Here is an 11,563-nt window from a genome sequence, read left to right as displayed (position 1 = left end):
GGCCTTGTCCACAGGCCCGGTCCGCCGCGGGTTCACCCGAGCCTGCGCGGGAGCCCAACGCGCACCGTCACCCCCGGCGCGCGGAGCTTCAGCGTCGCCTCCGGGAACGAGACGGCCGACACCGTCCCCGGCCGCACGAACACCACCGCCGTGGCGACCGCGCCCCGTACCCGCGCCTCCCGACCTCGTTCTGAGAGATCGGGCCGGTCACCGGACCGGGGTCAGAGGTCCCTGGTCGTCGGGCTCGGTGTCGGCGGGCAGGCGGCCCGAGCGCACCGCTGCGCGCAGGTTCTCGTAGTCCTCCAGGCACACGTTCGCGTAGGCGGCCGCCCAGTCGGCCACCGCCTCGTCGAACCTGTCGCCCCCGCCCAGGTACCCGGCGACCGCGGCGGCGCCCGGCGACTGGCCGTGGGCGCGGGCCAGCAGGCGGCCGCACAGCTCGCCGTAGGCGGCGAACCGCTCCCCGTCCAGCTGCCCGGGGTCGATGGACCCCTTCATGTCGCGGAACTGCCGCCAGTAGTAGTCGACCCGGCGGTGGTCGTGCTCCCGGCGCTCCCCGGCGAAACCGACGATGTACCCCAGGAACGGGTCGGACTGGGCCTGGAGGATGCGCTGCCCCGCCACCACCCGGTGCCCCTCGGAGCGCACGGCCCCCTCCGGGCCGTCGGTGATGACCGAGGGCATGCCCCCGTACGTGGTGAGCACCGACGGCTGCGCCTCCTTGGCCTGGAGGAACAGCACCTCCCCGGCGGGCCCCTCCAGGGCGATCACGTAGCAGCGGGTGCCGACGCTGCCCACACCGACGATCCGCAGGATGAAGTCGACCGGCCGGAACTGGGTGAGCAGCCACGCGGTGTCCTCGCGCAGGGTGCTCAGATACTGCCGGTACAGGGACTCGATCTGGTCCAGGGTGGCGTGCTCCACGTGGCGGGCGATGGGCGGCTCGTCGACGATGCGCAGTCCGCCGCCGCCCTCGTCGCGGACGGCGATGCGGTCCAGGAGCCGGTCCGAGGTGCGGGTGCGCGCCTTGTCGACGGCCTTGCGGGTGACCTTGCCCTGCACCATGTCGCGCACCCGGTCGGCGTCGACCCGGTAGTAGTAGCGGTCCAGGGCGCTCAGCTCCATGAGCTCGCGCAGCGACTCCCGGTAGGCGGCGACGGCGAGCGCGGTGGCCGACCGGCAGTCGTCCTCGTCCATACCGACGTCGCGGCCGCCGATGTGGACGCTGCCGGCGAGGCGTTTGACGTCCCACTCCCAGGGGGCGATCCCGGCCTCGTCGAAGTCGTTGAGGTCGAAGATCAGGGTGCGCTCCGGGGAGGCGAAGAACCCGAAGTTGGAGACGTGGGCGTCGCCGCAGGACACCACGTGGATCCCGGTCTCCGGCCCCGCGGCCAGGTCGGCGGCCATGACGGCGGCGGTGCCCCGGTAGTAGGCGAAGGGCGATTGCAGCATCCGGCCGATCCGGGTGGGGATGAGCCCCGCCAGGCGGCTGGTGTGCTGCTCCTCCAGGATCGCGATGGGGTCGCGGTCGTCGGGCAGCGCGAGCTCGGCGTGCGCGGACCGGGGCAGTGCGGAGCGCAGGGCGCGGCCCTCGGCCGCGGCGGGAGTGTCGTCCATTCCCGCTTCCTACCCAGCTCCCCCGGGGTGGGGGGTCGCCGGAACGTCGAGCGCGGGCAAAGTCCCGGCGCGGTCGGCGGTGCCGCCGACCGCCCCGGCGGCGAGCAGGCGCAGGGCGTCGGCGGAGGCCGCGTTCTGCGGGGTGTAGATCTCCAGCCGGTGGTCGGGGCTGTCCGGCTGGAGCCACACCTGGTAGTCCACCTCCAGGTCGCCCACCACCGGGTGGCGCAGGTGCATGGGCCCGGTCGTGCAGTCCGCGACCTCGACGCGCGCCCACAGGGACGCGAACTCGGGGCTGTGCATCACCAGTTCGCCGATGAGCTCCGCCAACCGCCCGTCGGTGGGGTACCGGCCGCTGGCCAGGCGCAGGTAGGCGACGTGGGCGCGGGCCAGCTCCTCGCGGTTGCGGTACTGCTCCCGGGTGTGCGGGTCCAGGAAGAACAGCCGCGCGTTGGAGGGGCGCCGGGACGGCTCGTCGGGGGCGGCGAAGTCGAGGTGTTCGGCGAACAGGGCGTGCCCGGTGCGGTTCCACGCCAGCACGTCGCCGCGCCGGCCCCACACGATCGCCGGAACGCTCTCGCCCAGCGACCGCAGCAGGGTGAGCACCCGGGCGTGCGGGCGCTCCAGCCGGGGGCGGACCATCCGGGGGACGGCCGGGCGGCGGGCGAGGTTGTGCAGGTGGGCGGTCTCGTCGGCGTTCAGCAGCAGCACCCGGGCGAGGGAGTCCAGGACCTGGGCGGAGGCGGTGCCCGCCTGGTCCTGTTCGAGGCGGGTGTAGTAGCCGGCGCTGACCCCGGCCAGCTGGGCCAGCTCCTCGCGGCGCAGGCCCGGGACGCGCCGGGCGGTGCCGTAGGTGCGCAGGCCGACGTCGGCGGGGGTGACGCGGTCCCGCCTGCTCTTGAGGAAGGCTCCCAGGCTGTTCGACTCCATGGTCCGGATCGTAGGCGGTGGGCGGCCCGGCGTGCCTGCACCCGCGAGGTGTACCCACGGCGGGTGTCTGGTTGCACCCCTGTGGCGTCGGCAGTGTGGCGGCCATGGACACGATGAATCGAGAGAGAACGTCCGCACGGACCTGGTTCGGCCTGCTGGTCGTCCTGGGGCCGGTGCTGCTGGTGGCGATGGACGCGTCGGTGCTGTACCTGGCGATGCCCCGGGTGATCGCGGACCTGGGGCCGTCGGCCGACCAGGCCCTGTGGATCCTGGACTCCTACAGTTTCGTGGTGGGCTCGCTGCTCATCGCGTTCGGCAACCTGGGCGACCGGTACGGGCGGCTGCGGTTGCTGGTGATCGGGGCCGCGGTGTTCGGCGCCGGGTCGGTGGGGGCGGCGCTGTCCCCCACGCCGGAGGCGCTCATCGGGTTCCGGGTGCTCATGGGGCTGGGCGGGGCGACGCTGCTGCCGTCGTCGCTGGCGGTGATCGGCGAGCTGTTCACCGACCCGCGGCGGCGGGCGCAGGCGATCGGGGTGTTCGCGGCGACGTTCGCGGCCGGGTTCGCGGTCGGGCCGGTCGTGGGCGGGGTGCTGCTCAGCCGGTTCCCGTGGGGGTCGGTGTTCCTGATCAACGTCCCCGTGGTGGTGGCCTTCCTGGTCCTGGCCCCGCTGGTGCTGCGCGAGGTGCGGGGCGGCCACCCCGGCCGGGTGGACGCGGCGAGCGTCGTGCTGTCGGCGGGCGGACTGCTGCTGGCGGTGTACGCGGTCAAGGGGGTCGCCGCGCACGGGGTCTCGACCGCCCCGGTGGCGGCGGGGGTCGCGGGTGCGGCGCTGCTGGTGTGGTTCGTGCGGCGCCAGCGCACACTCGAACACCCGCTGGTGGACCTGAGCCTGTTCCGGGACCGGGTGTTCACCATCGCGATCATCACCAGCGCGTCCACACTGGTCCTGTGGGCGGCGTCGATCTACCTCACCGGGCTCTACCTCCAGTCGGTGCTGGGGCTGCCGGTGCTGACGGCGGCGCTGCTCGCCCTGCCGGGTGCGGCGGTGCTGACCCTGAGCTCCGTGGGGACCCCCCACCTGGTCCGGCGGATCGGTGAGCGGGCGGCCCTGGTCCTGGCGCACGCCTCCATGGGCGCGGGGCTGCTCCTGCTGCTGGCGCTGACCGCGGACGGCGGGGTCGGCCCGTACATCGCGGCGACGATGGTCGCGGGTGTGGGGTACGGGATCTCGTTCAGCCTGGTGGCCGACATCGCGGTGTCGGCGGTGCCCAAGGAACGTGCGGGCGCGGCGGGGGCGATGGCCGAGACGGGCAACGAGATCGGGCACGCGCTCGGGATCGCCCTGCTGGGATCGCTGGCGGCGTTCGTGTTCCGCCTGCTGGCCCCGGGCGCGGCGGGGCCCCTGGACGCGCCGGAGGCGTTCGTGACCGGCCTGCGCGTCACCGTCGCCGCGGGCGGACTGCTGGCCCTGGGGCTGGCCGTGCTCACCCTGCGCCGGCTCCCCCGCTGATACGGCCGATGTGCCGGAGCATCTCCACCAGCGCCTCCCGGTCGAACGCGTCCACGTCCTTGAAGGTGACCGCGGCCGTGCCCACCTTGACCCGGCCCAGGCGATCGGCATAGGTCTTGGAGAGGTACCGGCCGTCCTCGGCGACGTTGACGTAAAGGCCGTAGTGGTTCTTCTGCCGGGCCGGCCCGACCGCGAACCACTCCACCGAGGCACCCCGCGGCCGGGGCTGGACGATGTCGGTGTATCCGATGGTCTCCTGCTCGGTGCCGCCCCAGAACACCCCGGTCCACAGGGCGCGCCCGCGAGCGGTGAGGGCCCCGGTGATGATCGCGTCCATCGCGGTCAGGGTCGGGTCGGCCGGCCGGGCCAGGTACTCGTCGACACTGCTCTTCGTCCGCTGCACACCGCCACCGTACGCCCGGTCCTCGTCCTTTAGGACGAGGGCCGGATCGGCCTTTCGGCCGATGCCCGCCCGCACCGCCCCTGCCTACCCTGAAAGGGACCTCGACACCCCTCCCCACAAGGCAGGAACCATGTCGCAGCGCACCGAGAAGCCCGTCAGGATCCCCCCGCGGTGGTTCGTGCGGTTCGCCTGGGTCGTCCACCGCCTCCTGTACCGCCTCACCGGCGGCCACGTCGGCACCTGGCGCCCCAAGGGCACCCGCTGGGGCGCGCTGCGCCTTACCACCACCGGCCGGCGCACCGGCCGCGAACGGAGTGTGATCATCGCCTACCTGGAGGACGGGCCGAACCTCGTCGGCCTGGCCATGAACGGCTGGTCCGAGGGCGAACCCGCCTGGTGGCTCAACCTCCGCGCCCACCCAGAGGCCACCGTCGAGCTGCCCGGAGAACCCCGACCACGACCAGTCCGCGCCCGCGAGGCCACCGGCGACGAGCGCACCCGTCTCTGGTCCCGCTGGCGCACCCTCAACCCGGACCTCGACGCCTACGCCGCCCTGCGCACCGGCCCCACCGCCGTGGTCGTCCTCGAACCCTGACCCTCACTCGTCCAGCGCCGCCAGCAGTTTCCGCAGCACCGCGTCGAACGTGCGCATCTCGTCCTCGCTGAGCAGCCCGAGCAGACGGCTCTCGTTCTCCGCGTGGTCGGCGACGGCCGCGTCGATGAGCGCGCGTCCCTCGGGGGTGAGGCCAACGCGGAGGCTGCGGCGGTCCCCGGGGGCGACGGACCTGCTGACCAGGCCACGCGCCTCAAGGCGGTCGACACGCTTGGTCATCCCCGCGCGGGTGATCAGCAGGATGTCCGCGAGGCGTGTGAGCGACAGCTCGGATCCCGTGCGGCGCAGGCTGGCCAGGACGTCGAACTCCCCACGGTCCAGGCCGTGCGCCGCGAAGACCGCGTCCACATGCCGACCACCGACGACATGGAGGCGGGCGAAGCGCGCCAGCGTGGCCATGGCGCTGAAATCCAGGTCCGGCCGCTCACGCCGCCACTGGGCGACCGCGATATCGGCGAAGTCTTCCATGCGACCACCCTAGTACAACTGGTATACATTCAACCGGTTAACAAAAATGGGAAGGTGCCCGGTATGACCATCACCGCACGCTCCTCGACCACCATCCGGACCCCCGCGGCCTTCGCCTGGGACTTCCTCCGCGTCTACGCCAACGACCCGCGGTGGCGCTCCGGCCTGGACGAGATGACCCAGGACCCCCCGGGCCCGGTACAGAACGGCGCCCGAGTGCGCGAGGTCCTCCGCGTACTGGGCAGGACCGTACAGAGCCTGGTCGAGGTCTCCGACGTCCACGACCACGGATTCACCTGGCGGGTCACGCGGGGAGCGATCGCCGAGGGCAGCCGCTCCGTGGTCCCCCTCGACGCCGACTCGTGCCGGGTGGACATCGTCAAACACGTGACCCTCACCGGAAGCGACCGCCTCCTCACCCCCCTGCTCACCCTCGTCATCAGACGCACCGAACACCAAGACCTCCACCGCGCCAAACACCTCCTGGAGGCGGAGTGGCCGGCGCAGAGGGACGAGCCCAGAGCGGAGTGGCGATAAGCGAAATGGCAAGCAGGGTGGCGAGCAAACCCTGTGGTGACGGGGTAGTGGGCGTGCCCCAGAGTCGGAGTGGCGAGCGCAAGCCCATGGTGGCGGCATGGCGGGCGTAAGCTCGGAGGCGGGGTTTTCCGCGGGCGAAGCCCGCAGAGGCGGAGTGGCGGGCGTAGCCCGCCTCACGATGTAAGAGATCCACCCGCATACAGATCCGATGCGCGCGACCCCCACCACAGGGGGTCACCTCGGGGGGTTCGGGGGGTCTCCCCCCGGTAAACACGACGGGCGACCCGGCGAGCGCGTCCAACGCGCGAGCAGGGTCGCCCAGAGTCCGTGGAGCTATGGGGATTCGAACCCCAGACCTCCTCCATGCCATGGAGGCGCGCTACCAACTGCGCCATAGCCCCTTGTTGGGTGTCGGTCGGGTTTCCCCGGCGACGTGGTCGAGTCTATCGGATTTCGGGGGGTGGCGTGACCGGCGGCGGTGTCGGGCGGCCCACACCGCCGCGGCGGGTCAGCGGACCTGGACGGGGAGGGGGTGGGTGTGGCCGAGGGTGAAGCAGCCGGCGACGAGGAGGAGGGTGGTGGCGATGAGGAGGACGTCCCAGCGGTCGGCGCGCAGGTGGGCGAGGCGGATGCGGCGGCCGGCGGGGTGTTCGGCGGCGTAGGTGAACCCCTTGGTCTCCAGGGCCTCCACGGTGGTGCGGGTGCGCTTGGCGGTGTTGAGCATGAGCGGGTAGAACGCGGCGACGACGGTGGTGGCCAGCCGTACGACGGCCCGCCACCCCAGGAACCCGGGTGGGGGCGGCGGTGCGGCGCGGAGCCGGTGGCCGTCGACGACGGTGTGGAACTCCTCCATGAGGACGGGCAGCATCCGGTACCCGTAGCTCACCCCGAACGCGACCATGGCGGGTGCGTGCAGGGCCAGCAGGGCGTCGGACAGTTTCTCGGGGTCCAGGGACACGAACGCGGCCATGCTGGCGAGGCTGACGGTGGCGAGTTTGAGGGTGAGTTCGGCCAGGGCCAGCACGGTGCCGAGGTCGCCGCCGAAGAACCAGGAGGCGAGGAGCACGTACACGCTCTCCAGGACGAATCCGATGAGGAACAGTCCGAGGATGAGCGGCCCGACCCGGCTGAGGACGACGGCGGCGGCGCACACGAGGAACAGTCCGGTGAGCACGGTGAGGTCGTGGGTGAGCCAGGGCACGACGGCGAAGATCAGGTACCACCCGATGACGAAGCGCGGGTCGCGGGAGGCGAGGAGTCCGCCGCGGGTGGCGTAGGCGGTGCGCAGGAGTTCGAGTTTGACCCACTCGACGGAGAGGGTGTCCCGTTCCCTGCGTTCGCGGCGCCGTTCAGTGGTGGCCATCGGTGGTCCTCCGTCCGGTGGTGGCGGGTCCGCGGTCGAGGAGGTCGGCGACGGACAGCGGGGGCGGTTCCAGGCCGAGTTCGAGGCCGAGCCGGACGATCTGGGGCGGGACGAGTCCGGCCGCGGCCATGAGCGCGGGGTCGGCGAACAGGTCCGCCGGGGTGGTGTCGGCGGCGATGCGGCCGCCGTCCAGGACGATGACGCGTTGCGCCCAGGCGGCGACGAGGTGCATGTCGTGGGTGGCGACGACGGTGCAGCGGATGGTGTCGGCGAGCGCGTCGAGCATGGCGATGACGGCGTCGCGGCTGGCGGTGTCGAGGCTGGAGGTGGGTTCGTCCAGGAGCAGGAGGGCGGGGCGCACGCCCAGGCCGATGCCGAGGGTGGCGCGGCGCTGCTGGCCGCCGGAGAGCAGTCGGCCGTCGCGGTCGGCGAGGCCGGTGAGGCGGATGCGTTCCAGGATGGTGTCCACCAGGGCGTCGGTGTCGGGGACGCCGCGGGCGGCGGGGAACATGGCGATGTCCTCGCGCACGCTGTCCTTGAGGAACATCTGCTCGGGCCGCTGGTAGAGGTGGCAGACCCGGTCGGCGAGGTCGGCGGGGCGCACGGTGCGGGTGTCGACGCCTTCGACGCGGACGGTTCCGGTGCGGGGCACCTTGAGGCCGGTGAGCAGGCGCAGGAGGGTGGATTTTCCGGCCCCGTTGCCGCCGACCAGGGCGACGCGTTCGCCGGCGCGCAGGGTGAGGTCGACGCCGCGCAGCACGGGGGTGAGTCCGCCGCCGACCTCCCGGTACCCGTGGTGGACGCCGATGAGTTCGGCCACGGTCTCCCCGGGCGGCGGGGCCGCCGGGGCCGGGGCGGCCCCGCCCAGCGGCACCCCGCGCAGTGCCCGGGCGGCTTCGGGGACGGTGAGCGGGACCGGGGCGTCGGGGGCCAGGGCGCGTACGGCGTGGGCGATCTGCGGGGCGGGGATGCCGTGCCGGTCGAGTTCGTCGTGCCGTTCCAGGGCCTGGCGCACCGGCAGGTGCCACACGGGCGCCCCGTCGGCCATGAGGACCACCGAGCGGGCGTACCGGGCGACGAACTCGGCGTGGTGCTCGATGACGACGACGGTGGTGCCGAGCCGGGTGTTGAGGTCGGTGAGCGCCTCGTAGATCCGTTCGGCGCGGGCGGGGTCGAGTTCGGCGACGGGTTCGTCCACCACGATGACCTCGGGCCGCAGGGCGAGCACGGAGGCCAGTGCCACCAGGTGCTGCTGCCCGCCGGAGAGCTGCCAGGTGAACCGGTCGGCGAGGTGGGAGACGCCGAGCAGCTCCATGGCCTCCTCGGTGCGTTCGGCGTGGTCGGCGAGCCCGAAGTTGACGGGGGCGAAGGACACCTCGTCGCGGACGGTGGGCCGCACCAGCTGGTTGCCGAAGTCCTGGTAGACGTATCCGACCAGGTGGGAGAGGGCGGCGACGGAGGCGGTGCGGGTGTCGGTGCCGCAGACCCGCACGGTCCCGTCGAAGGTGCCCGACCAGTAGTGCGGGACGAGCCCGTTGAAGGTCTTGCACAGGGTGGTCTTGCCGGAGCCGTTGCCGCCGATGACTGCGGTGATGTCGCCGCGTTCGACGCGCAGGTCCACGCCGGTCAGCGTGTCCCGGTCGGCGCCGGGGTAGCGGAAGCGCAGGCCCTGGACCTGGACGGCGGGTGCGCCGGGGTCGCCGCCGCTCACCGCTCCTCCGCCGTGTCCCCGGCGGTCTCGGCGTCCCCGGCGATCCCGGTGGCCCCGGTGTCCCGGGCGGCCCCGGTGTCCCGGGCGGCCCCGGTGTCCTGGGCGGCGCGCTCGCGGCGGGAGTGGACGACGAACCGGACCGCCATGACCAGGGCGGCCAGCACGATGACCGCGGCCGACACCCCGATCCACAGGAACCGCCGCCCGTACTGCTCCACGAAGTCGGGCTCCCACACCCCGAAGTTGTCGAAGATCTCGGAGGTGAACGCCGCGATCATCGACACGAACGCCAGCACCAGGGCCAGCAGCAGGAACGCGCCGGTGCCGCGCTCGGCCAGCGCGTGGGGCCGGGCGGGGTCGCGCGGGGCCAGGCCGAGCAGGGGTTCGATCTTGCCGTACAGCCGGGGTGCCAGCGCCATCGCGGGCAGGGCGCCGAAGAGGACGCCGCTGATGACCAGCTCGGTGGTGAACCCGACGCCCTCCAGCAGCAGGATCGACTCGGGCAGGCCGGGCACGAACTCGGCGTCCTCGACGCCGACCATCACCTTGCCGATGTCGACGACGGCCGACAGCAGCTTGTCGACGAACACGACGGTGACCCCGGCCAGGAACAGCTGCCCGCGGCGGCGCGGGTCGCGGACCAGGCAGCCGGCGATGTACACGCCCAGGAACATCTGGAGGTAGCCCTCCAGTTCGCCGATGCCGGAGAAGTCGCCCATGAGCAGGTCGACGAAGACGATCTCGCCGAGCGGGGCGCCCAGGGCGGCGTAGAGGGGGTGGAACAGGGAGGCCATGACGACCGGGACGAACGCCAGGTAGGACACGGACAGCTCGACCGGGCCGAGCCGGATCTCGGGCAGGACCTCGGTGATGATGTTGGCGAGCCCGAACAGCGTCATGCTCAGCACGAAGATCATGAGCTTCTGCCCGGAGTTGAGCTCCGGGGGCCGGGAGGGTTCGCGGACGTCGAGGGGCCCGGGGTCGTGGGCGGGGGTGGCGGCCATGGTGCTTCGACCTTTCGGCGGGGGGATGGGAGGTGGGGGGGGTACGGGGATCCCCGGGTGCGGGGGTCGCCCGGGTGGCGGGAGGCCCGCTCAGGTGGCGAGGGGCACCGGGGCGCCCGTCCACAGCCGGAGCAGGTCGCCCATCTCGTCGATGACGTGGTCGGGGCGCAGCAGCGGGTCGTCGCCGGCCACCGCCGCGTCGATCTGCTCGTCGGAGGCCGAGCCGCCGCGGACGATGACCGCGGTGCCCACGCCCGCCCGGCGGGCGGCGGCGGTGTCCCGCCAGGGTTTGTCGCCCACGAACCAGGTCCGCGCCGGGTCGGCGTCCAGGGCGGTGAGGGCGGAGCGGACGGTGGCGGGGTCGGGTTTGCGGTGGCCCAGCTCGTCGGAGTACACGTGGGCGCCGATGAGGTGGGCGATGCCGAACCTGTCGAGTTCGTCGCGGACGGCGCGCCCGCACACGGTGTTGGAGACGACGGCGACGGGGATGCCCCGCTCGGCGCAGTGCTCCAGGACCTCGCGGACGCCGCCGCGCATCCGGGCCAGGCTCTTGGAGTCGGCGTACTCCAGGGTGAGCCGGGCGGATTCGGCGTACAGGAAGGCGCGGACGCGTTCGGGCAGGTCGCGGCCGACCATGTCGTGCCAGAACTCGCGCGGGGTGATCTCGGGGAGCGGCCCGTCCTGGTCGTGGTCGTTCTTCCAGGCGCGGTAGCGGTCGCGGCCGGCGCGCACCAGCGCCAGCATGTCCTCGGTGGTGGTGGCGTAGCCGACGCGTTCCAGGCGGCGGGCCAGGGAGGCGGCGAAATCGCGCTGGACGTCGGGGGTGGCGTTGGAGACGGCGATGACCCCGCCCTGGTCGAGTAGGAGCGCGCCGGGCTCGCCCGGGCCCGGGTCGCGGCGCACCGCGGGGGCGCCGTGCGCCCGGGGGCGGACCACCCGGACGGGGCCCTCCTCCCCGGCCGCCCCGGTCTCTCCCGACCCGGCCTCCCCGGCGGGCCGCGCCTGGGCGGGGACGGGGTCGGCGGGCTGTTCCGGAACGCTGCGCCAGAGCGGGTCCACCAGCCCCTCGGGGGTGTCGAAGACCGCGTCGGCGCTCTCCCGCACCGGGTAGGGCGGGGTGTCGGTGTGGTGGTGGCGGGTGAGGACGACGGCGGCGGCCCCGGCGCGCCGCCCGGCGACCACGTCGCGGTCCTGGGTGTCGCCGACGTACCAGCAGTGTTCGGGGACGGTGCCCAGGGCGCGGGCGGCCAGGGCGATCATCTCCGGGTGGGGTTTGCGGATGCCGACCTCGTCGGAGTACACCTGCACGCCCACCTGGTCCTCCAGCCCGGCCTCGCGCAGCAGCGACCGGTGGGCGCGGCCGGAGTGGGCGTTGGAGACGATGCCCACGCGCACGCCCAGGGTGC

The 11,563-nt window shown here is 73.3% G+C and carries 11 protein-coding genes and 1 tRNA gene; 3 read left to right on the top strand and 9 right to left on the bottom strand.

The genetic code is table 11. The features are described 5' to 3' along the window. Positions 1-207: 207 nt before the first annotated feature. Positions 208-1,617 (bottom strand): DUF2252 domain-containing protein, encoded by a 1,410-nt coding sequence (locus tag ACJOT3_RS31110; protein WP_406976702.1) that lies wholly within the window; start codon positions 1,615-1,617, stop codon positions 208-210. Positions 1,618-1,626: 9 nt separating this feature from the next. Further along, the gene (locus tag ACJOT3_RS31105; RefSeq protein ID WP_406976701.1) at positions 1,627-2,547 is read right to left on the bottom strand and encodes a helix-turn-helix domain-containing protein; all 921 of its coding nucleotides are present in this window, start codon (positions 2,545-2,547) and stop codon (positions 1,627-1,629) included. A 113-nt stretch (positions 2,548-2,660) separates the two neighbouring features. Between ACJOT3_RS31105 and ACJOT3_RS31100 the strand changes: the two genes are divergently transcribed. Further along, on the top strand, positions 2,661-4,058 hold the full coding sequence (locus tag ACJOT3_RS31100; protein WP_406976700.1) for an MFS transporter: 1,398 nt from the start codon (positions 2,661-2,663) through the stop codon (positions 4,056-4,058). Here ACJOT3_RS31100 and ACJOT3_RS31095 read toward each other — a convergent pair. Beyond that, positions 4,033-4,461: a hypothetical protein gene (locus ACJOT3_RS31095; RefSeq protein ID WP_406976699.1), complete on the bottom strand. Its 429-nt coding sequence runs from the start codon at positions 4,459-4,461 to the stop codon at positions 4,033-4,035. The genes ACJOT3_RS31100 and ACJOT3_RS31095 overlap by 26 nt on opposite strands. A 130-nt stretch (positions 4,462-4,591) precedes the next feature. Here ACJOT3_RS31095 and ACJOT3_RS31090 point away from each other — a divergent pair, with 130 nt between their 5' ends. Then, complete coding sequence (locus ACJOT3_RS31090) at positions 4,592-5,056, top strand: nitroreductase/quinone reductase family protein (RefSeq protein ID WP_406976698.1); 465 nt, start codon at positions 4,592-4,594, stop codon at positions 5,054-5,056. Between the two features lie 3 nt (positions 5,057-5,059). Here ACJOT3_RS31090 and ACJOT3_RS31085 read toward each other — a convergent pair whose 3' ends face one another. Then, positions 5,060-5,542, bottom strand: a complete 483-nt coding sequence (locus ACJOT3_RS31085; protein WP_406976697.1) for a MarR family winged helix-turn-helix transcriptional regulator — start codon at positions 5,540-5,542, stop codon at positions 5,060-5,062. Between the two features lie 63 nt (positions 5,543-5,605). Here ACJOT3_RS31085 and ACJOT3_RS31080 point away from each other — a divergent pair, with 63 nt between their 5' ends. Then, positions 5,606-6,079 carry an SRPBCC family protein gene (locus ACJOT3_RS31080; RefSeq protein WP_406976696.1) on the top strand — a complete coding sequence of 158 codons (474 nt, stop codon included), beginning with the start codon at positions 5,606-5,608 and terminating at the stop codon, positions 6,077-6,079. A gap of 328 nt (positions 6,080-6,407) precedes the next feature. Here ACJOT3_RS31080 and ACJOT3_RS31075 read toward each other — a convergent pair. The 5 genes from ACJOT3_RS31075 to ACJOT3_RS31055 form a co-directional block, all read right to left on the bottom strand. Beyond that, positions 6,408-6,480 (bottom strand) — tRNA-Ala (locus tag ACJOT3_RS31075). A gap of 107 nt (positions 6,481-6,587) precedes the next feature. Then, positions 6,588-7,442 carry an energy-coupling factor transporter transmembrane component T family protein gene (locus ACJOT3_RS31070; protein ID WP_406976695.1) on the bottom strand — a complete coding sequence of 285 codons (855 nt, stop codon included), beginning with the start codon at positions 7,440-7,442 and terminating at the stop codon, positions 6,588-6,590. After that, positions 7,429-9,153 carry an ABC transporter ATP-binding protein gene (locus ACJOT3_RS31065; RefSeq protein ID WP_406976694.1) on the bottom strand — a complete coding sequence of 575 codons (1,725 nt, stop codon included), beginning with the start codon at positions 9,151-9,153 and terminating at the stop codon, positions 7,429-7,431. Before ACJOT3_RS31065 ends, ACJOT3_RS31070 begins: the two co-directional genes overlap by 14 nt. Beyond that, the gene (locus ACJOT3_RS31060) at positions 9,150-10,157 is read right to left on the bottom strand and encodes a DUF8171 family membrane protein (RefSeq protein WP_406976693.1); all 1,008 of its coding nucleotides are present in this window, start codon (positions 10,155-10,157) and stop codon (positions 9,150-9,152) included. The genes ACJOT3_RS31065 and ACJOT3_RS31060 overlap by 4 nt, the downstream gene beginning before the upstream one ends. A gap of 90 nt (positions 10,158-10,247) precedes the next feature. Further along, a partial coding sequence (locus ACJOT3_RS31055) for an HAD family hydrolase (RefSeq protein ID WP_406976692.1) occupies positions 10,248-11,563 on the bottom strand: 1,316 nt, incomplete at its 5' end.

Source organism: Nocardiopsis protaetiae, assembly GCF_045446735.1.
GTDB lineage: Bacteria > Actinomycetota > Actinomycetes > Streptosporangiales > Streptosporangiaceae > Nocardiopsis > Nocardiopsis protaetiae.
Note: the sequence above shows the minus strand (reverse complement) of the source record. Positions and strands in the feature narration are given on the sequence as shown.

Excerpts from the sequence above, each read along its gene's own strand:
- ACJOT3_RS31100 (WP_406976700.1), top strand. The coding sequence starts at position 2,661 with ATGAATCGAGAGAGAACGTCCGCACGGACCTGGTTCGGCCTGCTGGTC.
- ACJOT3_RS31090 (WP_406976698.1), top strand. The coding sequence starts at position 4,592 with ATGTCGCAGCGCACCGAGAAGCCCGTCAGGATCCCCCCGCGGTGGTTC.
- ACJOT3_RS31085 (WP_406976697.1), bottom strand. The coding sequence starts at position 5,542 with ATGGAAGACTTCGCCGATATCGCGGTCGCCCAGTGGCGGCGTGAGCGG.
- ACJOT3_RS31060 (WP_406976693.1), bottom strand. The coding sequence starts at position 10,157 with ATGGCCGCCACCCCCGCCCACGACCCCGGGCCCCTCGACGTCCGCGAA.
- ACJOT3_RS31110 (WP_406976702.1), bottom strand. The coding sequence starts at position 1,617 with ATGGACGACACTCCCGCCGCGGCCGAGGGCCGCGCCCTGCGCTCCGCA.
- ACJOT3_RS31070 (WP_406976695.1), bottom strand. The coding sequence starts at position 7,442 with ATGGCCACCACTGAACGGCGCCGCGAACGCAGGGAACGGGACACCCTC.
- ACJOT3_RS31080 (WP_406976696.1), top strand. The coding sequence starts at position 5,606 with ATGACCATCACCGCACGCTCCTCGACCACCATCCGGACCCCCGCGGCC.
- ACJOT3_RS31105 (WP_406976701.1), bottom strand. The coding sequence starts at position 2,547 with ATGGAGTCGAACAGCCTGGGAGCCTTCCTCAAGAGCAGGCGGGACCGC.